Below are 25,318 nucleotides of genomic sequence, written 5' to 3'. Positions count from 1 at the left end.
GGAAGATATGCCTCGACACCCCCGATTTCAATATGCCTGTCCAAGTTTTTCGGCGGTGCGGCGACTGTCCCCAAAGCCGCCGCCCGCCGCCATTCTATCAGGCCTGCAGCACCGGCTGCTGCACCGGAACCTTGCCGGCCTGCATCTGCTTCGCAAACAGATCGCGGATCAGCGTCAGCGAGAAGAGGTGCGCGTAAACGAGCGCGAGCACGCCGTTCTGGATCAGCTTGCGCGCCTGATCGCCGCGCAGTTCGCGGAGCTTTTCTTCCGAAATCATCTGGAAGCCGCGATAGATGAAGGGCTGGGCTGCGCCTTCGGGCTGGATCGCGACTTCGCCGTCGATCAAGAGCTTGAGATCGGTCAGTTCCTTGACGAAGGCCGCTGTGCGCTGACCGGCCTGTTCGAACTGCTCGCAGAAGCCGAGGACTGCCTTGGTCGCGTCCGACGGCTGACCGTCGACGAACAGCGGATCGCCCTCGCCGCCCTGACCGATCGCATCCGCGGTAGGATCGAAACAGAGCGAAAGTTCGTCGCTATTCTGCTGCAGCTTCGCGAGCATGAACGGGTAACGGCGCACATAGGCCGGGACGCAGACGTCGCTGGTCAGCTTGCCATTGTCGTCAACGAACATGTTGACGCCTTCGTTGAGGCCCATCAGCGCCAGCGGCACCGGGTTGGGGCCGGCCGAAAAGACGATCGGGAAATGGCGCTGGGCCAACCCGAACTCCTCGACCGTGAGCGGCACGGCATGGGCCTTCGCGAGGAAGGGCGCCGTTTCCTGGCGCCGCGCGACGAAATCGCTGTGGGCGCTGCTCGAAAGCGGCTGAAGCTGGTTGTAGAAAAGCGGCAGGCCGCTCGGCGGTGCGCTCGCCATGAAATGAAGTCTCCCGAACCTGTTATTGCGATCCGGGACTGATTCCCCGGACCCGTCAGCCTGCCCGTCTATGGCGCCACTGGCCGCGAGGCAAGGCGGGGGGATGCCTTCAGGGCACCAGTTTGCCGGGATTCATGATGCCTTTGGGGTCGAGCGCCGCCTTGATCGCCCGCTGCGCCGCGAGCCGGGCGGGGCTGGCGAGCCGGGCATATTCGGCAAGCTTGGTCTGGCCGATGCCATGCTCGGCGGAAATCGAACCGCCGGCGGCGACGGTGAGATCATGAACCATGCGGCTGACCGCCGCGGCGGTATCCGCAAGCCAGGCCGGTCCGGCGACACCCGCGGGCGCGCGGACGTTGAAATGGACATTGCCATCGCCGAGATGGCCGAAAGCCAATACCCGCACGTCGGGGAAGCGGGCCTCGACCTCTTTGCGGGCCGACAGGATAAAGCCGGGCATCGCCGATACCGGCACCGACACATCATGCTTCGCGGCGACACCGTCGATCCGTTCCGCTTCCGAAATGTTTTCGCGCAACTGCCAGAGCGCGTCCGCCTGCTTCTCGTTGGCGGCGATCACCGCGTCTCCGGCCAGGCCGGCCTCGATCGCCGCGCCCAACGCGGTGCCGAGCGCGTCGGCGGGATCGGGCGCGCCGGCCGGCGCCGTCGCTTCGATCAGCACATGCCAGGGATGCGCCCCCGCCAGCGGATTACGACTGCCGGGGATGTGCCGGATCACGAGTTGGAGCGCATCGTCCGGCACCAGCTCGAAACTCTCGATCGCCTCGCCGGTCGCCGCCTCCAGCCGCCGCAGCAGGGCGAGCGCCGCTTCGGGTGACGGCAATCCTGCCCAGGCGACGGCCCTGCGCCCGATCGCGGGCAGGAGCCGCAGGCTGGCGGCGGTGATGATGCCCAGCGTCCCTTCCGCCCCGGCAAGAAGCTGGCGGAGATCATAGCCTCGATTGTCCTTGCGCAGCGCCGTCAGCCCGTCGAACCGCGAACCATCGGGCAGCACCGCCTCGATCCCCAGCACCAGCGCGCGCATCGGCCCGAAGCGCAGCACCTGGGTGCCGCCGGCATTGGTGGAAATCAGTCCGCCGATCGTGGCCGATCCCTTGGCCGCCAGCGACAAAGGAAAGCGCAAGCCCTCTGCTTCCGCCGCCGCGTGGAGATCGGCCAGCACCACGCCTGCTTCGGCCACCGCCACCCCGTCCGCGGCGGAAATGGAACGAATCGCGCGCATCCGCCGGGTCGACAGGATCAGCGCCGATCCATCGGCAGGCGGGATCGCGCCGGCGACCATCGACGTATTGCCACCCTGCGGCACGATGGCGACGCCGGCAGCCGCGCACATCGCCACCACATCGGCGGTTTCGGCCGCATCGGCCGGCGAGAGCAATGCCGCCGCTTGGCCGCGCACCCGGCCGCGCCAATCGACGGTCCACGGCTCGATATCGACGGGATCGGCGGTGAAGCCCCGTGGCCCGAGCCGCGCCGCAAGACGTTCGAGAAGAACGGGTTCGGGGGGAGACGTGGTCATGGTTGCCCGCTATAGCTGCGTCACAGCCCGACGGAAACGACCACGCGATTAAGCTCTTGTTCAAGCATCACGGGGAATCGGTGTCAGCCATTATGCGGGCGATTTCATGATTGGTGCGGGCATGCTTTCCGTGCTGCTGCTGACGGGCGGCAGCGCGGCGATCGTCGTTTCGGAACCACAGGTACAGCCGATGCACCTGGCGCAGCTCACTATCCGCCAGACGGTGATCGTGCGCGTGCCGACCCGCGGCACCAATGCGCCGGCCCCCGTCGAGTGGAAGGAAAGCAAGGGCCCGAAATGCGTGTCGATGTCGGCGGTGGCCGGCGCCGCCGTCGTCAAGGCCGACAGCGTCGACATCATCCTGCGCGGCGGCGGGCGGGTCCGCGCCCAGTTCGAGGACGAATGCCCCGCGCTCGATTATTATAGCGGCTTCTATATCCGCCCTTCCGGCGACAAGCGGGTGTGCGCTGGCCGCGACACCGTTCATGCCCGATCAGGTGGCGAATGCCAGATTCGCCGTTTCCGCACCCTTACGCCCGTGAAATCGACCAAGAAGTAGCCGCAAAACCGCTGCGAATCGCCCACCCTGCTTGACAAATCGGCCCTGTCCGCCCAAGCGCGCGGGCAGGTGCGGCGCGGTCTCGCGCGCTGCCGTATTTCCAGGTCGCTTATGACTTTCGCCGATCTCGGCCTTTCTGACGAACTCCTGCGCGCTGTGACCGAGTCCGGTTACACCGAGCCAACCCCCATTCAGGCGCAGGCGATCCCGCCAGTGCTGATGATGAAGGATATCATCGGCATCGCCCAGACGGGCACGGGCAAGACGGCCAGCTTCGTGCTGCCGATGATCGACATCCTCGCCCACGGCCGCAGCCGGGCGCGGATGCCGCGATCGCTGATTCTCGAACCGACCCGCGAGCTTGCCGCCCAGGTCGCCGAGAATTTCGAGAAATACGGCAAATATCACAAGCTTTCGATGGCCTTGCTGATCGGCGGCGTGAACATGGCCGATCAGGTGGCGGCGCTGGAAAAGGGCGTCGATGTCCTGATCGCGACGCCGGGCCGGCTGATGGACCTGTTCCAGCGCGGCAAGATCCTGCTGACCGGCTGCAGCCTGCTCGTCATCGACGAGGCGGATCGCATGCTCGACATGGGCTTCATCCCGGACATCGAGGAAATCTGCACCAAGCTTCCAGCGACGCGGCAGACGCTGCTGTTTTCGGCGACGATGCCCGCGCCAATCAAGAAGCTGGCCGACAAGTTCCTGAGCAATCCCAAGCGGATCGAGGTTGCGCGGCCGGCGAGCGCAAATCTGCAGATCGAACAGCGCCTGGTCGAAGTCTCCTCCCGCGGCAAACGCGCCAAGCTGGAGGAAATGCTTCGCGCCGAGGACCTTCGCACCGCGATCATCTTCTCGAACCGCAAGACCACCGTGCGCGATCTCGCCCAGAGCCTGCGCCGCGACGGCTTCGCCGCCAGCCAGATCCATGGCGACATGGAGCAGTCCGAGCGCCTGCGCGAACTGGACCGTTTCAAGACCGGTGAGATCAACATCCTCGTCGCGTCGGACGTCGCTGCCCGCGGGCTCGACATCAAGGGCGTCAGCCACGTCTTCAATTATGACGTGCCGTGGCATCCCGACGATTATGTCCACCGCATCGGCCGCACCGGCCGCGCGGGCGCGACCGGCAAGGCCTTCACCCTCGTCACGCCCGAAGATGCGGAAGCCGTCGAGAATATCGAGAAGCTGACGCAGATGAAGATCGAGCGGATCCGCAAGGCCGAGCCGGCCCCGGAACCCGCAGCCGAAGAGAAGGCGCCGGCCAGGCGCACCCGCGGCAAGGCGGCCGCCGCCAAGGAAGCACCTGCCAAGGAAGAAACCAGCAAGGCAAAACCCACCCGCGCGAAGGCGGCGCCCGAGCGCGAGGCGAGGCCCGCCCGCCGCGAGGAACCGCGCCGCGATCGTCGTCCTGCCGATGATGGCCCCGACGATGGGTGGAACGGCCCGGTTCCCACCTTCCTGGATTTCGGTTTCGGCACGCGCTAGAGCCTGATCGATCGAGGTGGAAGCGCTACACGCTTCCGCCGATATCGTGAATCAGGCTCTATTCAAATGGTTGACCTTGATTCACGTTTCAGGCCCTGGGGGCCTGGAACGATCAAGGTCCAACGCGCATCCCCTCAAAAACACTGAGCCTGCCGGGAAGCCGCATCGGTCCGTAGATCCGATGCCGACTTCCCGACAGGCCCTCCCCCGCCCGACCCGATGAGTCGAAGACGCCTGGCTTAGCGCGACGCGAGTTGCGTCGGACCGTTGAGGCGCGCGATCAATCGGGTATCGCGGTTATAGGGATCCTCCAAAGCCACCACCCTGCCATCCGGCCCGGTGTCTGCCGTGAAGTAGACGAGCCAGACCGGCCGTGCTGTGCCGAGCTTCACAGTTGTGGTCGATCTTCCCGCCAGCCCACGCTCGAAATCGGCGAGCTTGCCATTGTCGAGCCGCACGATCTCTTCGGCGAGCTGGTCGATGTCCTTCACGCGGATGCAGCCATGGCTGTAGGCACGCGAGGTCTTCTCGAAATAGGCCTTGGCGGGTGTGTCGTGCAGGTAGATCGCATGCGGGTTCGGCATGTCGATCTTGATCTTGCCAAGCGCATTGCCCGGCCCCGGCGCCTGCACCACGGCATAACGCCCACCACCGGCAGCCACAAACTTGTAACCGCGCTTGCCGGGTTTCAGGTTCGATGAACGGATGATGCTGGCCGGCACCGTCCAGGACGGATTCACCACCACCGAGCTGGCCGTCATCGTCATCTGTGGCGTCGGCGTCGCCGGCTTGCCGACGACGACGGTGTAGGTCGACACCTCCTTGCCGTCGTCGACCAGATCGAGCGTGTAGCTCGGCACGTTCACATAGATATGGTCGCGGCCGAGATCGCGCGGCATCCAGCGCCAGCGTTCCATGTTCGCCATCAGCCGGTCGCGGCCTGCCTGATCCGTGGCCGGCGTCGCGGCGAGCGCGTCGCGCAGCGCGACATAGCGTGCATCGGACGGCAGCAGCGACCGCAGCCAAAGGCGAACCTGACCGGCCGCAACCGCCTGCTTCATCGCGATGGTAAGCTGGTTGAGATCGCCATCCTTGCGCTCGATATGCCAGTCGAAACCGCTGCGATCACTGACGCGGCCGAGCAGATAATCCTGCGCGAGCTTGAGCGCGGCGGCATCGGCCATCGCGTCGAGCTGGGCACTGCCACCACTGCGACCAAGTTCGGCGCGGATGGGCTCAGCCCGATAGGGCGCAGCATCAAGCCCCTCGCCCTTGGCGGCGTCGATCTCCACAAGCAGCGCTTCCACCATCGCCGGAGTCCAGCGGAACGCGAAGACGGGCTGGGCGGCCTGCGGCTCGGGAAGGATCACGGATGCAAGCGCCTGGGCTCCGCCCACCGAGGCCGGTTCGTTGACGAAGGCCAGCACCGCGGCCGTCGCAGCGCCCGCCACCAGCAGACCGCGCACGATGCCGAACCGTGGGTTGCCATTCCGATCTTCCGTTCCGTCGAATTCCATGACGCCTACTCCACAAACGCGGCGCCACCCCGCGCCCGGGATCGCTTCGGATGACGAATGCGATGGCGGCGTCACTAGCCATTACGGAGAGAGAAGCTTTCGCGTTGCGTCCGGCGTCGCCGCGAGAGCGACGATGGCGAAACAGGGCGGCCGATTTTCAGCTTCGTCGCAGCGCGCGGCATTTTCGTCCCGCCCCGCTGGCGCTCTGGCCAGCGCTCGACAAAAGCGGGAGCATGCAACTCGTATTACGTGACGAACCGGGCATTTTGAGGCACATGTCGCCCAGTAAGAACCGGGGGATCACTACCTACATGCCAGCCGCGAAGTCGGATGCGCGATGGAGCGATGCCGTGCCGCTGACCGTGGCACTTTGGCTGTTCATGCTGCTTATCTTCCTGCCGGCCATCCTTTCGCGTCATCCCAATGACTGGGCCGGCGTGGCGCTCGATTCCTCGACCGTGATGCTGTCGATGGTGCTGGGATTCATATTGTTCGCGATATTTCGCGGAACGACCACATGGCCCGGCCTCCCGCGCACGGTGCTGCTGGTTGCGGCGACGTTCGGCATCGCGCTGGGCCACACCATGTTCGATCTGCTGTTCACGGCCTGGGTCGCAGAGCATTTCAACGAGACCTGGAGCAACATCCCGGTCAACTTCGCGCGCGCTTCAGGCTCGCTGCTTAATTATGTCTGCGTCTTCACGGTGAATGTCGCGCTGTTCCAGCTCGCTTTCACGCAACGGCGCGCCATGACCCGCGAACGCCAGTTGGTGGCTGCCGAAAATGCCGCCCAACGATCGGAACTGGAAGCGCTGCGGCTACAGCTCAATCCGCATTTCCTGTTCAACACGCTCAACGCAATCTCGGCGCTGATCGTCACCCGCCGCAACGAGGATGCGGAGGAGATGACGGACAAGCTTTCCAACTTCCTGCGCGCTTCGCTTGCCTGCGATCCGACCGAACTGGTGCCGCTGGAAGAAGAATTGGATCTGACCGCCGATTATCTCGGTATCGAGGCCGTGCGCTTCGGCGAGCGGCTGCGCGTGGAGATCAGTTGCGCCCCCGCTGCACGTAGCGTCCATGTACCCGGCCTGCTGATCCAGCCGCTAGTGGAAAATGCGATAAAATATGGTGTCGCACGGTCGGCCCAACCGGTGACGATCTCGATCGATGCGTCGATCGATGGCAACAATCTCTGCCTCAGCATCGCCAATGACGGCGGCGCGAACCTGCCTTCGGTAAAGACCACGGGCGCCGGCGTTGGCCTGCGCAACGTCCGGCGACGGCTCGAGGCGCTGTATGGCGAGCGCGCCAATCTTAAGGCTGAAGCGGTCGGTACTGGCTTCCTCGCGCGGATATGCCTGCCGCTGGATGAGGCTATGACGGCAATTCCGTCCAAAATCGCCGCACAATCGTAATTCCGGCCTGCTTTTCGATTAGTAACACTTGTCTACGCATCCCTCCCTGTGGGAAATTCGTATCTGGGGATGACTCTGGGGGATGGGACCATTCGATGCGCGTGCTGCTTGTTGACGACGAGGCACTCGCGCTCGACCGACTGAATGCGCTGTTCGCCAATGTCGACGGCGCCGAGGTGGTCGGCCAGGCGATGACGGGCGAGGAGGCGCTGGAAGCCATCACGCGGCTTCAGCCCGATCTCGTCATCCTCGACATCCAGATGCCGGGGCGCAATGGCCTGCGCACTGCGGCCGACATCATGGTCGAGCCGCGCCCCGAAATCGTCTTCGTCACCGCACACGAGCATTATGCGCCCGACGCGTTCGACGTCGACGCTGCGGACTATGTGCTGAAGCCGATCCGCTTCGATCGGCTGCGCCAGGCGGTCGAGCGCGCGCGTCGCCGCCGCGCCATGCGCGAACAGGCGGAGCGGGTCGATTCATTGGAAGAACAGGTGCTGAGCCTGCGCACCAATGCCGCCGAGGCGCGCGACGATGCGGCCTTCTGGGTGCCCGAACGGCATGGTCAGCGCCGCGTGCCGCTCGATACCATCAACTGGATCGAGGCCGCGCGGGACTATGTGCTGCTTCATACCGAGATGCGCAGCCATATGCTGCGCACGACGATGGGGGCGCTGGAGGAGAAATTGGTGGGCAGCGGGTTGATCCGCGTCCATCGCTCGGCCTTCGTGCGGCCGGAACGGGTGACCGAGGTGCGCAGGGCGAACCGGTCGATTGCGCTGATCCTGGCGGATGGCGCAGAGGTGCAGGTGGGTCCGAGCTATTCGGACGTGGTGGACAGCGCGCTCGGCCTGAACTGAGGCGGCGCAGCTATCGGCAAACGGAAGATACAACAACGCCGCCGGACACGGATCTCAACCGATGTCCGACGGCGCTGGCCAGTCCCGCACCTGCTCAGATCACATGCGCGAACGACGTGGCGGCAGTGACGAACAGGCTGGTGGTGAACATGGCCGCGAACCAGGTGGCGGCGGTACGAACATAATTGGCAGTCATCTTTCATTCCTCTTTGAACATTCAGGCCATTCCCGGCCCGCTGAGTGTGGATTAGGCGTGTCGCTTGCCGCTTTCCTGCCTTGCGCGACTGCCCCCGGTTTCCACGCGACGGAGTTGCTTTTCCGCGACGAGGCCCACGGGGATCGCGACGAACTTGCAGCGATCAGGCCGAAGCCGACGAACGGAGCAGCAATGCGAGCAGCAGAAGGCGACGCTGCGTGCGCGGCGACGCCTGCTTGATCCGGTCGATCGGAAGGCGGGTGTCGAGCTGGCGGCTGCGCATCAGACGATCGCCGGACGCGGCTGGGCATCGGGGCCAGCGTCGGCGGCGAACTGACGCATCGCCGCATTGCCGGTGAGGTGAAGCAGGATGCCGAAGCCAAGGCAGATCGGCCCGAGGATCAGGGGCAGTAGCCGCACCTCGCCATCCATCATGATCCAGGCGATCAGGATCGCGAGGTTGAGCGAGCCGAGGACCAGCATCAGCCGCTCGATCACCCGCGGATAGGCCGCGATCTCCCGGCCATCCACCGTGCGGATGCCATGAACGCCGCGCTGGTCGCCCATCTTGTAGAGATAGAAACGGCCCTTGGCGCCGGCAGTCAGATGCCCGGCGACCTCATTGGCGACCTGAAGCTTCCTGATGGTCTTCAGGCTGCCGTCGGCGAGTTGGAAGGTGACGGTGTCGAACAGCGTCTGGCGCTTGACCGCGCGCTTGACCTTGGCTTCGAGGATGGTTCCGTCGATGATCGAGTTGCTCATGGCGCACTCCCCTGATTGGCGTTGGCACGCACAATCCGCGATCGGGGCGCTGGCGATATCGCCGCGCGACGATACCGTTGCATTGAACGACAATGAGGTGGCCGATGCCTGTCCGTTGCGACGAAGATGATCGATCCGTCGACGGGGGCGGAAGCGCTTGATTGCCCTGCCCCGGATCGCCTAGCGCTAGGCCATGACCAAGCCCGCCTTGCCCGCCGATTCCGAGACCGCCGCCGATCGGCTCGCCTGGCTCGCAACCGAGATCGCCCGCCACAATGCGCTCTACCACGCGGACGACGCGCCGGAGATTTCGGATGCCGAATATGACGCGCTGATGCGCGAAAACGCTGCGATCGAGCGGGCATTCCCACAGCTCGTTCGCGCGGATTCGCCGTCGCGGTCGGTGGGATCGGCACCGTCGGGGCCGCTGGCCAAGGTAACCCATGCCAGGGCCATGCTCAGCCTCGACAATGCCTTTGCGGACGAGGACGTGACCGAGTTCGTCGACCGCATCCGCCGCTTCCTGCGGCTGGCAGATGACGCGGCGGTGCCGATAACCGCCGAACCCAAGATCGACGGTCTCTCCTGCTCGCTCCGCTACGAGAAGGGCAGGCTCGTTCAGGCGGCGACCCGCGGTGATGGTGCGGTGGGCGAGGATGTGACGCCCAACGTCCGCACCATATCCGACATTCCGCAGACCTTGCCCGCGGGCGCGCCGGACGTGTTCGAGATCCGCGGCGAAGTCTATATGGCCAAGGCCGATTTCCGCGCGCTCAACGCCCGGCTGCTGGCCGAAGTCGAGGACGCCGCCAAGGCCCGCCAGTTCGCCAACCCCCGCAACGCCGCCGCGGGTTCGCTGCGCCAGAAAGACGCCACCGTCACCGCTTCAAGGCCGCTGCGTTTCCTCGCCCACGGCTGGGGCGAAGTCTCGGCGCTTCCGGCCGACACCCAGTATGGCGTGATGCGCGCCATCGCGGATTGGGGCCTGCCCGTATCGGACGCATTGGTCCGCATCGACAGCGTGGACGCGATGCTCGCCCATTATCGGGCGATCGAGGCCGAACGCGCCGACTTGCCCTTCGACATCGACGGCGTCGTCTACAAGGTCGACCGACTGGACTGGCAGGAGCGGCTGGGTTTCGTCGCGCGCGCGCCGCGCTGGGCGATCGCCCACAAATTCCCGGCAGAACAGGCGCAGACGACTCTGCGGACGATCGACACACAGGTCGGCCGCACCGGCAAGATCACCCCTGTCGCGCGGCTGGAGCCGGTGACGGTGGGCGGCGTCGTCGTCACCAACGCGACGCTCCACAATGCGGATGAGATCGAGCGGCTGGGCGTGCGCCCCGGTGACCGGGTGGTCGTGCAGCGCGCGGGCGACGTGATCCCGCAGATCGTGCAGAATTTGACTCGCGATGAAGAACGCGATCCGTGGCATTTCCCCACCGAATGCGCGGAATGCGGCTCGGCATTGGCGCGTGAAGAGAGCGAGGTCGATTGGCGCTGCACCGGTGGTCTGATCTGCCCCGCCCAGCGCGTCGAGCGGCTCCGCCATTTCGTAAGCCGCCATGCGCTCGATATCGAGGGGCTCGGCCTCACGCATATCGAGGCCTTCTACAAGGATGGGCTCACCCACTCGCCGGCCGACATCTATCGCCTGCACGAGCAGCGCGACGCACTGATCGCCCGCGAACGCTGGGCCGAAACCTCGGTCGACAATCTCATCCGCGCGATCGACGCCAAACGCACGCCGCCGCTCGATCGATTCCTGTTCGCGCTCGGCATCCGCCATGTCGGCGAGGTGACGGCGCGCGACCTCGCCCGCCGCTATTCGACCTGGGCCGCGCTGACCGCGAAGATCGAGGAAGCGCGTGCCCACCGCGCGGGCCTGGTGCAGGCGGTCGGCGAGACGGACGAGAAATTCCGTGCCCGATCCGCCAAGGAACTGGCCGCGATCATCGAAACGCCGGGCATCGGCCCGGAGGTGGCGCAGGCGCTGGTCGATTTCTTCGCCGAGCCGCACAACCAGGAGGTGCTTGCTGACTTGCTCGCGCAGGTGGAGGTGCAGGCCGTCATCCACGAAACCCGCGCCTCCGAAGTCACCGGCAAGACCGTGGTGTTCACCGGCAGCCTCGAAACCATGTCGCGCGACGAGGCCAAGGCGCAGGCCGAAGCGCTGGGCGCGAAGGTCGCCGGCTCCGTCTCCGCCAAGACCGATCTGGTGGTGGCCGGGCCGGGTGCGGGATCGAAGCTCAAGAAAGCCAGCGATCTCGGCATCCCGGTGATCGACGAGGCGGCCTGGCAGGCGATCGTGGCAGGTGCGGCATAAGCCGAGGTCGATCGACATTTATTGGCCGTCACCCCGGACCTGTTCCGGGGTCCACAGAGCCGCTGACGGCCCGCTCAAAGCTTCTGGCCGATGGACGTGCTGTCCGGTGGACCCCGGAACAGGTCCGGGGTGACGACTAAATAGTCTCGGCCTCCCGGCGGAAGGCGCGGCTGATCTTGTTTGCAAAGGCCATCAGCGCCGCCTCCTCCGCGCCATCGCGGGCGGCAGCCGACATGCCGGCCAGCGCGATCGTCACCAGATCGGCCAGTTCGTCGGCGCGCGCGGGATATTCGCCAACGATGAAGTCGCGGATCGCCTCGCCGCTCGCCGTCCTTGCGGCCTTCGCCAGTTGGTAGGCCTCGGGATCGCTGCTGTTGCGCGCGCCATCCAGCACCAGGCATCCCGCGACACCGCCCTTCTCCGGATAGGTCTCGGCCGCCAGCATCAGCGTGCGATGGATCACGGTTGCGACACTGCCGCCTTCCGCACACGCCCGCCCGAAGATGTTGGCGTCGCCCGCGGCATAGCGTTCCAGCGCACACGCCAGCAGGCCGGCCTTGCTGCCGAACGCGGCGTAGAAGCTCGGCGGCTTGATGCCGAGCTCGGACACCAATTCGGCCACCCCGACAGCATCATAGCCGCGCGCGTGAAACAGCTTCATACCCGTTTCGATGGCCCGATCCTTGTCGAAAGAGCGTGGCCTGCCGCGCGAACCCGCTTTTTCTGTAGTCATCACTAAATAATCCTTGCACCTCGCCTGCGACTCAAATATATAGCGATCACTACATTAACTCAAGGAGGCCGTCATGGCTGATTTCTCTGGAAAAAATGTCCTGGTCCTTGGCGGCAGCCGGGGTATTGGCGCGGCGATCGTCCGGCGCTTCGCATCCGGCGGCGCCAAGGTCGCCTTCACGTATGTCGGATCGAAGGACGCATCGGATGCGCTGGCCGCGGAAACCGGGGCCGAGGCGATCCGCACCGACAGCGCCGATCGTGACGCCCTGATCGCGACGGTCGCGGGGCGCGGCGCGCTCGACGTGCTGGTCGTTAATGCCGGCGCGCTCGTGCTTGGCGATCCGCTGACGCTCGATGCCGATGCGATCGACCGGATGATCGACGTCAATGTCCGCGCGCCCTATCACGCCGCGGTCGAGGCAGCGCGCCAGATGAACCCCGATGGCCGCATCATCGTGATCGGATCGACCAATGGCGATCGCATGCCCTTTGCCGGCGGCGCGGCCTATGCGCTCACCAAATCGGCGATGCAGGGCATGGTCCGCGGCCTCGCCCGCGATTTCGGCGACAGGCGCATCACCGTCAACAGCGTCCAGCCCGGGCCGACCGACAGCGACATGAACCCCTCCGACGGCCCGATGGCGGCGACGATGCACAGCTTCATGGCGATCAAGCGCCACATCCACACCGACGAGATCGCCGAATATACTGCCTTCCTCGCCGGCCCCCATGGCGCGATGATCACCGGATCGCTGCAGACGATCGACGGCGGCTTCGGCGCCTGATGGCAAAGACGCCAGTGCCGACAGCGCACTGGCGTCGCCCGCACCGATCCCATAGCTTCGATACGGGCACGAAATATCGGCCCGAACATGGGGGAGGATGCCAATGTCGACGAAGGAGCTGTTCTATGTCGCGATCGGCCTGATCGCGATCGCAATGACAATCTATCCCAACCGTCACCTGTTCACCCGCCGCGCGGGTGGCCTGTCGGCACTGGAAGCCTTTTACTATCTGATTGCGGCGGCCGGCCTCGTCATCGGCTGGTATTTCAACTTCCGCTTCATGCGCGAATATGGCGATGCGGCGACCTGGAGCAACTGGGTGAAGCTGCTGTTCGTCAATCCGGCTTCGGCATCCGGCGGGCAGGATCTGCTGTTCGCGAACGGCGTGCTGTTCATTCCCTGGACGATCGTCGACGGCCGCCGTGCTGGCATGAAGTGGAACTGGATCTGGTTCCCGATGAGCGCGGTCACCAGCTTCGCCTTCGCCATGGCGCTGTTCCTCGGAATGAAGGAACGGCAATTGCGCTGGAATAGGTCGCAAGGCTGAGCGTTCAGGTTTCGCCCTGCCAACCCTTTCGTAGGTCGTCCAGATCATGCGGCCCGCCGCGTTCGAGCGCGCGGATATATGCGGGCCGCGCCTTCATCAGCGCCAGATAGCGGCGCAGTTCGGGATAAGGCCCTAGCATTCCGCGCAGCGACGCCGCCTCGATCACGAATGCGGCTTGTATGTCGGCGCCAGTCAATTCGTCACCGGTCACGAAGTCGCGCCCCGCAAGCTCACGCTCCATGAAGCCGAAATGCCGGTCGATCTCCCCATGGATACGGCCATGGAGCGGCGCCCCCGCATCGCCCAGCATCTCCAGATAGATGCCCATGATGTAAGGCAGCATCACCGATCCTTCGATCAGGTGCATCCACTGGAGATAGCGCACCCAATCGTCGCTGCCGATCGGCGGCCGCAACCGGCCGCGGCCGTGGACCTCGATGACATATTCGATGATCGCGCCCGATTCCGCGATCACGCGATCGCCATCGGTGATGACGGGCGCCTTGCCCAGCCCGTGCAGCCGCTCATATTCGGGCGGCGAGAACAGCCGGTCGCGGCGCTGATAATGTTCGATTGCGTAATCGAGCCCCAGTTCCTCCATCAGCCAGAGGATGCGGTGCGATCGCGAATTTTCGAGATGGTGGACGGTGATCATGGCTGCCTCCGCGGCCAGTCTGTCAGGCCCGCCCGGCTTCTGCCATCAGGGTATGAGCATCGACGCCGCAATTTGGGCCACCATTTCCCCTCGCCCGTCTCGCCATGCTACACTGGCGCCCATGGAAATCACATTGGATCGCCCTCCCGAGGGCGCTGCCGCCGACTGGACGATTGATCAGGACTGGGACCGCTTCACCGCACAGGAACACGCGGTCTGGGACACCTTGTTTGAACGCCAGGCAAAACTACTACCTGGGCGCGCCTCCAAGGCGTGGCTCCGCGGGCTCGACGTGCTTCGGCTCTCACGCCCCGGCATCCCCAATTTCGAGGAGCTTTCCGAACGGCTGATGGCGGCGACCGGCTGGCGCGTCGTTGCTGTGCCCGGCCTCGTCCCCGATGACGTCTTCTTCGATCATCTCGCCAACCGTCGCTTCGTCGCAGGCAATTTCATCCGCCGCGCCGATCAGCTCGATTATCTGCAGGAGCCCGACGTCTTCCATGACGTGTTCGGCCATGTACCGATGCTCGCCGACCCCGTTTTCGCCGATTATATGCAGGCTTATGGTCAAGGCGGGTTGCGTTCGCTCGGTTTCGGCGCGCTCCACAAGCTCGCGCGGCTTTACTGGTACACGGTGGAATTCGGGCTGGTGCGCGAGGACGATGCCTTGCGCATCTACGGCTCCGGCATCGTTTCCAGCCATGGCGAGAGCATTTTCGCGCTCGACGACGCCAGCCCCAACCGGATCGGCTTCGATCTGAAGCGCGTGATGCGGACGAAATACCGGATCGACGACTATCAGCAGACCTATTTCGTGATCCCCAGCTTCGACGAACTGCTCCGCACCACCCTCGATACCGATTTCGCGCCGCTCTACGCGGAACTGGAGACGCTCGATGATCTCGAACCGGAAACGGTGCTTGCGGAAGACGAGGTAATCACGCGCGGCACGCAGGACTATGCGCGGGGGAAGAAGGGGTAAGAGCGTCTCTCCCGTTCGTCCCGAGCGAAGTCGAGGGACGCGCCACAAGCGCGCCGCTTAACGTGTCTCGACTTCGCTCGACACAAACGGCAGCCGGGGGAATAGCCTAACCCAAAGCCTCGGCCATTTCCGCCAGTTCCAGCCAGCGCATCTCGGCCTCGTCCTTGCGCGCCCGCGCCGCATCGATCGCCTTGGTCAGTTCGTCGAAGCGCTTGGGATTTTTCGAGTAGAGATCGGGGTCCGCAAGCGCCGTCTCATCCCGCGCGATCGCGGCTTCGATCTTCTCGATCTCGGCCGGCAGATTGTCGTAGTCGCGCTGATCCTTGTAGCTGAGCTTGGTGCGCACCTTCTCGCGCGGCGCCTCCACGAGCTTGGCCGCCGCCTTCTTCGCTTCCTGCTTCGGCGCCCGCTGGCGTTCCCAATCCTCATAGCCGCCGGCGACGATATCGACCTTGCCCGATCCGTCGAGGCCGAGCGTCACCGTCACCGTGCGATCGAGGAAGTCGCGGTCGTGGCTGACGATCAGCACCGTGCCGTCATAGTCGGCGATCACTTCCTGCAGCAGATCGAGCGTCTCCAGATCGAGATCGTTGGTCGGCTCGTCGAGCACCAGCAGGTTGGAATGGCGCGCAAACTCCCGCGCCAGCAGCAGGCGCGAACGCTCGCCGCCGGAAAGCGAGCCGATCCTGGCGTCGGCGAGCGACGGATCGAACAGGAATTCCTTGAGATAGCCGTGGACGTGCTTCTTCTCGCCCAGCACCGTCACCCAGTCGCCGCCGTCGGCGAGCACGTCACGCACGCGCTTGTCCGGTGCCATCAGGCTGCGCTGTTGGTCGATGATGATGCCGTCCAGCGTCTTGGCGAGCTTCACCGTCCCCTCGTCGGGCGGCAGTTCGCCCGTCAGCAGCTTGAGCAGGGTCGTTTTGCCCGCGCCGTTCGCGCCGACCACGCCGATGCGGTCCTTTCGCGTCACCCGGAAGCTGAAATCCTTGATGACGGCACGGTCACCGAAGGTCTTGGTGACATGATCGGCGTCGATCACCACCTTGGTCTTCACATCATCGCTGGCGATGGCGAGCGCGGCCGCGCCCTGCGGCCCCATCATCGCCGCGCGCTGCGCCCGCATCTCCTTGAGCTGGGCCAGTCGTCCCTGATTGCGCCGGCGCCGCCCCGTGACGCCGCGCTGCAGCCAATGCTCCTCGATCTTCAGTCGCGCATCGAGCCGCTGGGCGTTACGCGCCTCATCCTCATAGACCTTCTCGGTCCACGCCTCGAACCCGCCAAAGCCGATCTCCGCTCGGCGAATGGTGCCACGGTCGAGCCACAGCGTCTGCTTGGTCAACCGGGTCAGGAAGGTGCGGTCATGGCTGATCGCGACGAACGCGCCATTGTAGCGGCCAAGCCATTGTTCCAGCCAGTCGATCGCGGCGATATCGAGATGGTTGGTCGGCTCGTCGAGCAAAAGCACGTCCGGCTCCTGCGCCAGCGCCCGGGCGATCGCGGCGCGGCGGCGTTCGCCGCCCGATGCGGTCGCGGCATCCCGCGAAAGGTCGATGCCGATCTGGTCGGCAATGGCCTCGACCTCGTGGCTCGCCGCGTCATTACCGGCGAGCGCATAATCGCGGAGCGTCGCGAAGCCCGCCAGCGACGGTTCCTGTTCCAGCAGGATCACCTTGGTGCCGGGCACCACCGTCCGCCGCCCCTCGTCCGCGTCGATCGCGGCGGCCAGCAGTTTGAGGAGCGTCGTCTTGCCGGCGCCGTTGCGCCCGATCAGCGCGAGGCGGTCACGCGGCTGGATATAGATGTCGAGATGGCGGAACAGCCACCCCGAACCCTGGACGAGGCCGAGATCTTCATATGCGAGAACAGGTGCGGACATGGGCCGCGACATAGGGACGAAGGGCGGCCGGGTAAACCGGCATGCGCCGCTTTCCTAAAGCGCGGCCCTCAACGTCGCCCGCACGCCCTGATGCGCGGCATCATAGGCGATCTGCGACTTCAGGCTTGTCGCCATCGCCCGCACGAGCTTGCCCCCTAGCCCCGTTCCCTTGGGTGACCCGTTCATCTGCAAACCACAACCATCATCTTCCACCGAAAGGCGGAAATGGCCGTCGCCGTCGGATGCAAACTCGATACGGATCTCGCCCGGCGCCTCGGCCGGATAGGCATATTTGCACGCGTTGCTGACAAGCTCGTTGACGATCACGCCCACCGAAACCGCGCGATCGGTTTCCAGCCGGATCGGCGCGGCCGCCAGCTTCAGCTTCCGCGGCGCCTGGGGCGTCGACCAGGTTTCCTCCAGTTCGGCCACGATCGCGGCGAGATAATCGTCCATCGCCACGCGCTCGACATCGCCCGATGTGTAGAGGCTGCGGTGGACCTGGGCGATCGCCTGGATACGGCGCTGGGTGTCCTGCAAGGCCGAACGCGACGTCTCGTCCGACAGCGCGCTCGCCTGTAGCTGCACGAACGCCGAAACCAGCTGAAGGCTGTTGGCGACGCGGTGGTTCACCTCCTTCAGCAGCGCTTCCAGCCGCTCGTTGCTGGCCTGCAATGCGGCCTCCGCGACCTCCTTCTCCCGCAACAATTTCATCTGCTGCAGCGCCTGGATGAAGGCGCTGTCGAGCAGATCGAAAAAGTCCTCGCCGGGCGCCTTCACCACATAGTCCGACGCCCCGGCCTTGAGCGCGGCCACCGCGATCCGGCTTTCTTCGGACCCCGTGACATAGACGACGGGCGGCGCATCGGGCAGCGCGCGGATCTGCTCCAGCGTGGTCAACCCGTCCTGCCCCGGCATATAATGGTCGACCGCGATCAGGCTCGGCCGTTCGGCACGCGCCTTCTCCACGCCTTCGGCGCCGTTGGCTGCCAGCGAGACGACATAGCCGCGCCGCTCCAACGCCCGCTGCACCAGCCGGCGGAGGCCATCATCATCGTCGATGTAAAGAACGTGGACGTCGCGGCGGATCATTGGTCTTCGCCGACCTCCGGCACCTGGATGACCGACAGGAACAGGCCGAGCTGGCGGATCGCCTGCGCGAAATTCTCGTAATTCACCGGCTTGGTGATGTAGACATTGCAGCCGAGATCGTAGCAGCGCTCGATCTCCACCTTGTCGTCCGTCGTCGTCAGCACCACCACCGGCGTGCGCTTCAACGGCCCATCGCCCTTGATCTTGGCGAGGATATCCGTCCCGCTCATATCCGGCAGGTTGAGGTCGAGCAGCACCAGCGCCGGGCCGTTCAAGGCCGGGCCATTGTCATGCTCGTAGAGGAATTCCAGCGCCGACGTGCCATCGGTGAAATGATGGATATCGTTGGAAATACCGGCGCGCCGGATATTCTTCTCGATCAGGCGCGCATGGCCTTCGTCATCCTCGATCATGACGATGTTGACGGGTTGATGCTCGGTCACGACAGGGCCCCTTGCTCAGCAGTATATTGGATGGGAATGGACAAGCGGAACGTGGCGCCGCGGTCCAGTTCCGAATGGCAGTCTATCACGCCGCCGAGGCGATAAGCGAGCGCGCGGACATGGGCGAGGCCGATGCCTTCGCCCGGCTGGTCCTGCGTGCCCGATCGGCGGAACAGATCGAAGATGCGCTCATGGTCGCGCGGATCGATGCCGCGGCCATTATCGACCACCTCGAAGATCGCGCGGCCCATTCCGGCGTGGCCGCGCACGATGATCTCGCCCGGCCGGCCCGGCTTCAGATATTTGAGCGCATTCTCGATCAGGTTGGAGAAGATCTGATCGACCGCGACCCGGTCGCTGACGATCGCAGGCAATGATTGCTCGATCTCCACGATCGCGCCGCTATCCTCGATCCGCTGCTGCAGCGTATCGCGAATATTGTGCAGCAGGGCGACCATATCGATCGGTTCGGCGACGATCACGCGGCGGCCCTGACGGGAAAGCTTCAGGATCGCATTGATCAGGCGGTCCATCTTCTGGGTCGAGGTGCGGATGAAGCCGATCGCCTCGGGCAGATCCTCCATTGCCGCGACGCGGGCTTCTTCGGTGGCGATGCCGGGCGCTTCCGTCTCCACCCGCTCGATCAGTTCGGCCACGGCGCGGCTTGCGGTGTCGAGTTCCGCGGTGAAGCCCATCACGTTGACCAGCGGCGATCGCAGGTCATGGCTGACGATGTAGGCGAAGCGCTGGATCTCGTCATTGGCGCGCTGCAAATCTTGCGTGCGTTCCTTCACCGCGCCTTCGAGATTCTCGTTCAGCCCGCGCAATTCGCGCTCCGTTTCATTGAGCGCTCGCGTGTAGCGGAGGATCAGAGCGACGGAGGCATAGCCCACCGCCACCACCAGCAGCGCGGCAAGCATCAGGATGATGTATAGCCGCTCGACCGCCGCCCGCTGCATCGCCGTTCGCTGATCGAGCAGGCGCTGCTCTTCCTCCACCATTTCCAGCGCCGCGGCGCGGATCAGGGCGATCGTCCGCGTGCTGGTATCGGTGCGGAAGATGCGGAGCGCCTGGGCGTTGTTGCCGGCCGCCACCATATCACGCGTCGCGCGCAGCAGGATGATCTGGTTGGCAGTCAATTCCCGCAGCCGGACGACGCGGTTGCGTTGCCGGGGATTGTCGGAGGAAAGCTCGGCGATCTCGTCAAGCGCCGGCGCAATGCGCGATACGGAATCATTGAGAATATTCGTATAACGTCCGTCGCCGGTCAGGATATAGCCGCGCCGCGCGGTCTCCGACCGCTCGATCATCAGGCGATATTCGGCCAGTTGCCCTTCGACCCGATGGGTATGATCGACCAGCGCGGCATATTCCTGCCCGCGCCACACCGTCTGCGCCGCTAATCCCCCCGCGATCATCACCGCGATAAAGCCGATGGCGACGAGAAATGTCACGGTCCGCCGGAATTGGCGGTCGGTAAGGTTGGAGCTGCTAACCCAGGAAAGCTTCACGAACGCGGGGATAGCGGCTTCTCCGCGATTGTGAATTGATGAAGATTAAGATCCCGGAACGATTGTCGCTGTCAAGCAAGCGCTTCAGGCCAGCGCGCGTTCGAGCGCCTTGCGCCATCCCGCGATCAGGTCGGCCCGCCGCGCTGAATCGCCCGCCGGTTCGAACCGGTCGGCACGACCGGCCAATGCCGCGACCCCGGCGGGGCCGTCCCACAAGCCCACCGCCATACCAGCCAGAAAAGCCGCGCCCAAAGCGGTGGATTCGAGATTGGCAGGACGCTCGACCGGGATCTCGAGAATGTCGGCGAGGAACTGGCACAGCCAGTCATTGGCGGACATGCCGCCATCGACACGCAATGCGCTCGGCCGCGCCGCGCCATCGTCGATCATCGCGGTGACGAGATCGCCGGTCTGGTAGCCGACCGATTCCAGCGCCGCGCGCGCGACATGCGCCGCCGATGAGCCCAAGGTTAGCCCGCAGATCAGCCCGCGGGCATGCGCATCCCAATGCGGTGCCCCCAGCCCGACGAACGCAGGCACCATATAGACGCCGCCATTGTCCGCGACGCGCGTCGCCATGTCGTCGGTCTGCGATGCGTGGGTGATGAGGCCCAGCCCGTCGCGCAGCCATTTGATCGCCGCGCCCGCGACGAAGATCGATCCTTCGACGGCATAGGCCGCCTTGCCTTTCAGTCGATAGGCCGTGGTCGTCAGCAGCCGGTTTTCCGACGCGACTGCCTTGTCGCCGGTGTTGAGCAGCATGAAACAGCCGGTGCCATAGGTCGCCTTGGCCATGCCCGGCTCGAAACAGCCCTGCCCCACCAAAGCCGCCTGCTGGTCGCCTGCCATCCCTGAGATCGGGATCGCCGCGCCGAACAGGTCGATATCGCAATGGCCGAACAGGCCGCTGCTGTCGCGCACCTCGGGCAGCAGCGACGCCGGCACGCCGAACAGATGCAGCAGATCGGGGCACCAATGCTGGGTATGGATATCGAACAGCATCGTCCGGCTGGCATTGGTGGCGTCGGTCGCATGCACCTTGCCGCCCGTCATCCGCCACAGCAGGAAACAGTCGATCGTCCCGAACGCCAGTTCGCCGCGTTCTGCCCGCTCGCGCGCGCCCGGCACAGTGTCGAGCAGCCAGACGATCTTGGTTGCCGAAAAATAGGGGTCGAGCAGCAGGCCAGTCCGCTCGCGCACCAGCGCCTCATGCCCTTCGGCCTTCAGCCTGTCGCACAGGTCAGCCGCACGCCGGTCCTGCCAGACGATCGCGTGGTAGATCGGCTCGCCCGTCGCGCGATCCCACAGCACGGTCGTTTCGCGCTGGTTGGTGATGCCGATCGCGGCGATGTCGGTGGCCTTCAAACCCGCCTGGTCGATCGCCTCGCGCGCAGTATCCAGCGTGTCGCGCCAGATGTCCTCGGCATCATGCTCCACCCAGCCATCTTCGGGATAATGCTGCGCGAATTCGGCCTGCGCACTCGCCACCGCCCGCGCCTGCGCATCGAAGACGATGCTGCGGGTCGATGTCGTCCCCTGATCGATGGCGAGGATATGGCGCGGTTCAGACATTGGCGGTCTCGCGGGCAAGGCGGGCGGTCAGGCGGTCGGCGGTATCGGGCGGAACATGCAGGCCGAGCTTCGACCGCCGCCACAAGATGTCGTCTGCGGTGCGGGCGAACTCGTGCCAAACCAGATAGGCGATCTCGCGCTCGGTCAAGCCGCCGCCATAATCCTCGCCCAGATCGGCAAACGACACGGCATCGCCGATGACGCGCTCCATCCGCGTGCCATAGGATCGCGCCATCCGTTCGGCGGTCGCCTGCGGAAGGAACGGCCAGCGCTGCCTGACCGAAGCGAGGAAGGCAGCAAAGTCCGCGCCCGGCATGTCGCCACCGGGTAACGCCGTGCTGTCGGTCCATGGCCCCCGCGTCATCGTGACGAAGGGGGCGATCTTCTCCAGCGCATGTTCCGCCAGCTTGCGATAGGTGGTCAGCTTGCCGCCGAAGATGGAGAGGATCTGGGGCCCCTCCTCCGTCCCCAGCTTCATCACATAATCGCGCGTCACGGCGGAAGCGCTGTCCGATCCGTCGTCATAGAGCGGGCGGACACCCCAATAATGCCACACCACGTCCGCAGGCGTGATCGGCCGCTCGAACCAGCGGTTCACGCTCTCGCAGAGATAGGCGATTTCGTCCTCGGTGATCGTCGCACTTTCAGGATCGCCATCGACGGCGATGTCGGTGGTGCCGACCAGCGTGAAATCCCGCTCATAGGGGATGGCGAAGACGATCCGCTTGTCAGGGTTCTGCAGGATGAAGGCGTGCTCGCCCGCGAACATGCGCGGCACGACGATATGGCTGCCCTTCACCAGCCGGGGCGGTTGCTCGGCCCTCGCGCCTTCGATCGCGCCGATCAACTTGCCGACCCACGGCCCCGCGACATTGACGATATGCCGCGCCCGCGCCTCGCTCTGTGCGCCCGTCACGCGATCCTCCAGCGACGCGATCCAGACGTCGCCGTCGCGTCGCGCCGCCGTCAATCTCGTGCGTGTGCGGATATCCGTGCCCCGCTCGGCCGCATCCATGGCGTTGAGCACGGTCAGCCGGGCATCGTCGACCCGGCAATCCGAATAGGTGAAGCCCTTGGCGACATCGCCTTGCAGCCCCGCGCCCCGCAGACTGCCCTTCAGCCGCACTCCCGCCGAGCCCGGCAGCTTCTCGCGCCCGCCAAGATGATCGTAGAGGAACAGGCCCAGCCGCACCATCCACGCCGGCCGGCCGCCGCCGCGATGGGGCAGCACGAATTCCAGCGGATGGATGATATGCGGCGCGATCGCCATCAGCCGCTCGCGCTCCATCAGCGATTCCCGCACCAGCCGGAACTCGTAATATTCCAGATAGCGCAGGCCGCCGTGGATCAGCTTGGTGCTGGCCGACGATGTATGGCTGGCGAGATCGTCCTGCTCGACCAGCAGCACCTTAAGCCCCCGCCCCGCCGCGTCGCGCGCAATGCCGACACCATTGATGCCACCGCCGATGATGAGGAGATCGTGAACAAGCATGTCGGGCATCAATGCGCTCGGGCAAAGGCCGGGACGACATCGCCCTCGGGCCGGTCAATGCGCGGGATCATCAACTGGATGACACCCACCGCCAGCAGGTAAGACGTGGCGGCGAAGACGAACAAGGGCGCGTAACCCAGCCCCGCGGTCAGCAGCAGGCCGGCGATCTTCACGATCGCCATGCCGCCCAGATTGCCGCAGAACGCGCCGAAGCTCGTGACCCGGCCCACTTCGGCCGCCGGCGTCACGTCAGCGATCAAAGCGAACAAATTGGTCGAGAAAGCCTGATGCGCGCCGATCGCAAGGCCGAGCAGCGCCACCGCTGTCCAATATTCCGTAACACCAAGCGCAAAAGGCACCGGCGTCACCAGCAGCGCGGCGACCAGCATGGATCCCTTGCGGACATGGTTCACCGATCGACCGGCCGCGATCAGCCGCGTCGCCAGCCAGCCCGCCACGAAGGCGCCCACAGCACCGCAGCCATAGGCCACCGCCAGCGGCGGCCCCAACTCAAGGCCTGACAGGCCGAACATGCGATTAAAGAAATCAGGCATCCAGAACAGCAGCAGCCACCAGGTTGCGTCCGAAAGCACTTTCGCAATCGCGATCGCCCAGGTTCGGCGATATTTCAGCACCGCGCCGATCCCGGCCAGCGGTGATCCCGTTGCCGGCGCACCCTCACGATCGCCAAAGCTGACGCCGCGTGTCGCCAACAGCCACGCAATACCCCAAACTAGGCCAAGCATGCCACCGACCACGAACGCCGCACGCCATCCCCACCACAAAGCCACCACCGGGATCACCAGCGGCGTCAGGATCGCGCCGATGCTGCCGATCGCGTTGGACATGCCGAAACCGAAGGACCGCTTTTCGGGCGGAAAGATCGTCGCGATCGTCTTGATCGCCGCCGGCGTGCCCATCGCCTCGGTCGCGCCCAACGCCGCGCGGCAGACAATGAACTGCGTCATCGTCCGCGCCCAGCCATGGGCGATCGCCGCGATGCTCCACGCGATCACGCCGATCGGGTTCGCCCATTTGACGCCCAGCCGATCGACGATCCAGCCGGTAAACAGCAGGGCAAACGCCGCCGATCCCTGGAACCACGCCGCCAGCGTCCCATAATCATCGTCGGTCCAGCCAAGGTCCGCCGCGATCACTGGTTTCAGCACCGCGATGATCTGACGATCGACGAGGTTGAGGATCGTCGCCGTCAGCACCAATGCGAACAGGATCGTCCGGCGGCGCGGCGAAATCGTCATCCGAAGGTCACCTGCCGACCATCCTGGACGAGCGGAATGGCATTGCGGCGGAGCTGTCGCGTGCCCGGATTGAGCATCGCCTCGCTTGTATATTGCGCCAGATAGACGCGGCGCGGCTTGTCCGACGTGTTGGCGCCGGTGGCGTGCAGCAACAGGCTCGAAAAAGCGACAATGCTGCCGGCCGGCACTTCCACCGTCACACCGCGCACTTCCGCCGGCGCGCCGACCAGATCGTTGCTGCCGGCCTGCCGTTCATGCGTGATGATGCCGTTGCGGTGGCTGCCGGGGATCACCCGCACCGTGCCATTCTCCTCGGTCGCATCGTCCAGCGTGATCCAGCAGGTCAGGTAGGGCGCATGATCGGCCGGGCCGCCATTGCCGACGACATAGCCCGAATCCTGATGCCAGGAAAAAGGCATGCCCGCCTCCGGGCACTTCACGACATATTGATCGAAGAAGAAATAGGCGGTGTCGCCCAGCGTCGCGCGGCAGACGTCGGCCATCGTGTCGCTGAACAGCACGCCGCGCAGCGCCGGCACTTCGCGCTGGCATTCGTTGGCGAAATAGCGCTTGCCGCGATGGCTGAGGTCCAGCCGGTCGACGCCGGCCGCGTCCATCTTCGCATCCTCGCGCGCAACGAAGGCGTCGCATTCGGCACGCAGCAGTTCCAGCGCCGCGCCCTCAAGGACGCGTTCGAAAACGGCATAGCCCTGGGTTGCGAACTGCTCGGCCTGCTTCTCGAAATTCATCTTCATCTCCTCACGCGCGGGTCTCTGCCTGCTCGCAAGGCCTGTCTAACGCGCCGGCGAAGCGCGCCGCAAGA

The 25,318-nt window shown here is 65.1% G+C and carries 22 protein-coding genes; 8 read left to right on the top strand and 14 right to left on the bottom strand.

Features of this window, described 5'->3' with window-relative positions; translation table 11 throughout:
* Nucleotides 1-97: 97 nt before the first annotated feature.
* Nucleotides 98-874 carry a SapC family protein gene (locus ACFB49_RS23525; RefSeq protein WP_380874264.1) on the bottom strand — a complete coding sequence of 259 codons (777 nt, stop codon included), beginning with the start codon at nt 872-874 and terminating at the stop codon, nt 98-100.
* Nucleotides 875-983: 109 nt separating this feature from the next.
* A complete protein-coding gene (locus ACFB49_RS23520) occupies nt 984-2,414 on the bottom strand; it encodes an FAD-binding oxidoreductase (protein WP_380874262.1) in 1,431 nt (476 codons plus the stop codon).
* 106 nt (nt 2,415-2,520) lie between these two features.
* Here ACFB49_RS23520 and ACFB49_RS23515 point away from each other — a divergent pair, with 106 nt between their 5' ends.
* Nucleotides 2,521-2,973 carry a hypothetical protein gene (locus tag ACFB49_RS23515; protein WP_380874260.1) on the top strand — a complete coding sequence of 151 codons (453 nt, stop codon included), beginning with the start codon at nt 2,521-2,523 and terminating at the stop codon, nt 2,971-2,973.
* Between the two features lie 111 nt (nt 2,974-3,084).
* Complete coding sequence (locus tag ACFB49_RS23510; protein WP_380874258.1) at nt 3,085-4,461, top strand: DEAD/DEAH box helicase; 1,377 nt, start codon at nt 3,085-3,087, stop codon at nt 4,459-4,461.
* A 239-nt stretch (nt 4,462-4,700) separates the two neighbouring features.
* On the opposite strand, the gene ACFB49_RS23505 is transcribed toward ACFB49_RS23510, so the two are convergent.
* Nucleotides 4,701-5,978: a L,D-transpeptidase family protein gene (locus ACFB49_RS23505; RefSeq protein WP_380874256.1), complete on the bottom strand. Its 1,278-nt coding sequence runs from the start codon at nt 5,976-5,978 to the stop codon at nt 4,701-4,703.
* A 311-nt stretch (nt 5,979-6,289) separates the two neighbouring features.
* On the opposite strand from ACFB49_RS23505, the gene ACFB49_RS23500 reads away from it, so the two are divergent.
* Nucleotides 6,290-7,396, top strand: a complete 1,107-nt coding sequence (locus tag ACFB49_RS23500; RefSeq protein ID WP_380874254.1) for a sensor histidine kinase — start codon at nt 6,290-6,292, stop codon at nt 7,394-7,396.
* 95 nt (nt 7,397-7,491) lie between these two features.
* A complete protein-coding gene (locus tag ACFB49_RS23495) occupies nt 7,492-8,256 on the top strand; it encodes a LytR/AlgR family response regulator transcription factor (protein WP_380874252.1) in 765 nt (254 codons plus the stop codon).
* Nucleotides 8,257-8,734: 478 nt separating this feature from the next.
* Here ACFB49_RS23495 and ACFB49_RS23490 read toward each other — a convergent pair whose 3' ends face one another.
* A complete protein-coding gene (locus ACFB49_RS23490) occupies nt 8,735-9,214 on the bottom strand; it encodes a hypothetical protein (protein ID WP_380874250.1) in 480 nt (159 codons plus the stop codon).
* A gap of 193 nt (nt 9,215-9,407) precedes the next feature.
* Between ACFB49_RS23490 and ligA the strand changes: the two genes are divergently transcribed.
* Entirely contained in the window at nt 9,408-11,543 is a 2,136-nt protein-coding gene (gene ligA, locus ACFB49_RS23485; RefSeq protein WP_380874249.1) for an NAD-dependent DNA ligase LigA, read from the top strand.
* A gap of 136 nt (nt 11,544-11,679) precedes the next feature.
* On the opposite strand, the gene ACFB49_RS23480 is transcribed toward ligA, so the two are convergent.
* Complete coding sequence (locus ACFB49_RS23480; RefSeq protein ID WP_380874248.1) at nt 11,680-12,276, bottom strand: TetR/AcrR family transcriptional regulator; 597 nt, start codon at nt 12,274-12,276, stop codon at nt 11,680-11,682.
* Nucleotides 12,277-12,349: 73 nt separating this feature from the next.
* Between ACFB49_RS23480 and bdcA the strand changes: the two genes are divergently transcribed.
* Nucleotides 12,350-13,063, top strand: coding sequence for an SDR family oxidoreductase (bdcA, locus tag ACFB49_RS23475; protein ID WP_380874246.1), 714 nt, complete (start codon nt 12,350-12,352; stop codon nt 13,061-13,063).
* A gap of 103 nt (nt 13,064-13,166) precedes the next feature.
* Nucleotides 13,167-13,610, top strand: a complete 444-nt coding sequence (locus tag ACFB49_RS23470) for a DUF2834 domain-containing protein (RefSeq protein ID WP_380874245.1) — start codon at nt 13,167-13,169, stop codon at nt 13,608-13,610.
* A gap of 4 nt (nt 13,611-13,614) precedes the next feature.
* Here the strand turns inward: ACFB49_RS23470 and ACFB49_RS23465 are convergent, their stop codons facing one another.
* Nucleotides 13,615-14,265: a glutathione S-transferase family protein gene (locus ACFB49_RS23465; RefSeq protein ID WP_380874243.1), complete on the bottom strand. Its 651-nt coding sequence runs from the start codon at nt 14,263-14,265 to the stop codon at nt 13,615-13,617.
* Nucleotides 14,266-14,386: 121 nt separating this feature from the next.
* Between ACFB49_RS23465 and phhA the strand changes: the two genes are divergently transcribed.
* The gene (gene phhA / locus ACFB49_RS23460) at nt 14,387-15,247 is read left to right on the top strand and encodes a phenylalanine 4-monooxygenase (RefSeq protein WP_380874241.1); all 861 of its coding nucleotides are present in this window, start codon (nt 14,387-14,389) and stop codon (nt 15,245-15,247) included.
* A 106-nt stretch (nt 15,248-15,353) separates the two neighbouring features.
* Here the strand turns inward: phhA and ACFB49_RS23455 are convergent, their stop codons facing one another.
* From ACFB49_RS23455 to ACFB49_RS23420, 8 genes are all read right to left on the bottom strand, one after another.
* The gene (locus ACFB49_RS23455; RefSeq protein WP_380874239.1) at nt 15,354-17,126 is read right to left on the bottom strand and encodes an ABC-F family ATP-binding cassette domain-containing protein; all 1,773 of its coding nucleotides are present in this window, start codon (nt 17,124-17,126) and stop codon (nt 15,354-15,356) included.
* 54 nt (nt 17,127-17,180) lie between these two features.
* Entirely contained in the window at nt 17,181-18,218 is a 1,038-nt protein-coding gene (locus ACFB49_RS23450; RefSeq protein ID WP_380874237.1) for a sensor histidine kinase, read from the bottom strand.
* Nucleotides 18,215-18,661 carry a response regulator gene (locus ACFB49_RS23445; RefSeq protein WP_380874235.1) on the bottom strand — a complete coding sequence of 149 codons (447 nt, stop codon included), beginning with the start codon at nt 18,659-18,661 and terminating at the stop codon, nt 18,215-18,217. Before ACFB49_RS23445 ends, ACFB49_RS23450 begins: the two co-directional genes overlap by 4 nt.
* Nucleotides 18,658-20,115, bottom strand: coding sequence for an ATP-binding protein (locus ACFB49_RS23440; protein WP_380874234.1), 1,458 nt, complete (start codon nt 20,113-20,115; stop codon nt 18,658-18,660). The genes ACFB49_RS23445 and ACFB49_RS23440 overlap by 4 nt, the downstream gene beginning before the upstream one ends.
* A 141-nt stretch (nt 20,116-20,256) precedes the next feature.
* A complete protein-coding gene (gene glpK / locus ACFB49_RS23435) occupies nt 20,257-21,744 on the bottom strand; it encodes a glycerol kinase GlpK (RefSeq protein WP_380874232.1) in 1,488 nt (495 codons plus the stop codon).
* Complete coding sequence (gene glpD, locus ACFB49_RS23430; RefSeq protein ID WP_380874231.1) at nt 21,737-23,245, bottom strand: glycerol-3-phosphate dehydrogenase; 1,509 nt, start codon at nt 23,243-23,245, stop codon at nt 21,737-21,739. Before glpD ends, glpK begins: the two co-directional genes overlap by 8 nt.
* Nucleotides 23,245-24,495, bottom strand: coding sequence for an MFS transporter (locus tag ACFB49_RS23425; RefSeq protein WP_380874229.1), 1,251 nt, complete (start codon nt 24,493-24,495; stop codon nt 23,245-23,247). Before ACFB49_RS23425 ends, glpD begins: the two co-directional genes overlap by 1 nt.
* Nucleotides 24,492-25,244, bottom strand: coding sequence for a phytanoyl-CoA dioxygenase family protein (locus ACFB49_RS23420; RefSeq protein ID WP_380874227.1), 753 nt, complete (start codon nt 25,242-25,244; stop codon nt 24,492-24,494). The genes ACFB49_RS23425 and ACFB49_RS23420 overlap by 4 nt, the downstream gene beginning before the upstream one ends.
* Nucleotides 25,245-25,318: the final 74 nt, after the last annotated feature.

Source organism: Sphingomonas sp. DBB INV C78, from assembly GCF_042693015.1.
GTDB lineage: Bacteria > Pseudomonadota > Alphaproteobacteria > Sphingomonadales > Sphingomonadaceae > Sphingomonas_E.
Note: the sequence above shows the minus strand (reverse complement) of the source record. Positions and strands in the feature narration are given on the sequence as shown.

Bases quoted from the DNA above. Each gene is read 5' to 3' on its own strand.
- ACFB49_RS23525 (WP_380874264.1), bottom strand. From the start codon at position 874: ATGGCGAGCGCACCGCCGAGCGGCCTGCCGCTTTTCTACAACCAGCTT.
- ACFB49_RS23520 (WP_380874262.1), bottom strand. From the start codon at position 2,414: ATGACCACGTCTCCCCCCGAACCCGTTCTTCTCGAACGTCTTGCGGCG.
- ACFB49_RS23515 (WP_380874260.1), top strand. From the start codon at position 2,521: ATGATTGGTGCGGGCATGCTTTCCGTGCTGCTGCTGACGGGCGGCAGC.
- ACFB49_RS23510 (WP_380874258.1), top strand. From the start codon at position 3,085: ATGACTTTCGCCGATCTCGGCCTTTCTGACGAACTCCTGCGCGCTGTG.
- ACFB49_RS23505 (WP_380874256.1), bottom strand. From the start codon at position 5,978: ATGGAATTCGACGGAACGGAAGATCGGAATGGCAACCCACGGTTCGGC.
- ACFB49_RS23500 (WP_380874254.1), top strand. From the start codon at position 6,290: ATGCCAGCCGCGAAGTCGGATGCGCGATGGAGCGATGCCGTGCCGCTG.
- ACFB49_RS23495 (WP_380874252.1), top strand. From the start codon at position 7,492: ATGCGCGTGCTGCTTGTTGACGACGAGGCACTCGCGCTCGACCGACTG.
- ACFB49_RS23490 (WP_380874250.1), bottom strand. From the start codon at position 9,214: ATGAGCAACTCGATCATCGACGGAACCATCCTCGAAGCCAAGGTCAAG.
- ligA (WP_380874249.1), top strand. From the start codon at position 9,408: ATGACCAAGCCCGCCTTGCCCGCCGATTCCGAGACCGCCGCCGATCGG.
- ACFB49_RS23480 (WP_380874248.1), bottom strand. From the start codon at position 12,276: ATGACTACAGAAAAAGCGGGTTCGCGCGGCAGGCCACGCTCTTTCGAC.
- bdcA (WP_380874246.1), top strand. From the start codon at position 12,350: ATGGCTGATTTCTCTGGAAAAAATGTCCTGGTCCTTGGCGGCAGCCGG.
- ACFB49_RS23470 (WP_380874245.1), top strand. From the start codon at position 13,167: ATGTCGACGAAGGAGCTGTTCTATGTCGCGATCGGCCTGATCGCGATC.
- ACFB49_RS23465 (WP_380874243.1), bottom strand. From the start codon at position 14,265: ATGATCACCGTCCACCATCTCGAAAATTCGCGATCGCACCGCATCCTC.
- phhA (WP_380874241.1), top strand. From the start codon at position 14,387: ATGGAAATCACATTGGATCGCCCTCCCGAGGGCGCTGCCGCCGACTGG.
- ACFB49_RS23455 (WP_380874239.1), bottom strand. From the start codon at position 17,126: ATGTCCGCACCTGTTCTCGCATATGAAGATCTCGGCCTCGTCCAGGGT.
- ACFB49_RS23450 (WP_380874237.1), bottom strand. From the start codon at position 18,218: ATGATCCGCCGCGACGTCCACGTTCTTTACATCGACGATGATGATGGC.
- glpK (WP_380874232.1), bottom strand. From the start codon at position 21,744: ATGTCTGAACCGCGCCATATCCTCGCCATCGATCAGGGGACGACATCG.
- glpD (WP_380874231.1), bottom strand. From the start codon at position 23,245: ATGCCCGACATGCTTGTTCACGATCTCCTCATCATCGGCGGTGGCATC.
- ACFB49_RS23425 (WP_380874229.1), bottom strand. From the start codon at position 24,495: ATGACGATTTCGCCGCGCCGCCGGACGATCCTGTTCGCATTGGTGCTG.
- ACFB49_RS23420 (WP_380874227.1), bottom strand. From the start codon at position 25,244: ATGAATTTCGAGAAGCAGGCCGAGCAGTTCGCAACCCAGGGCTATGCC.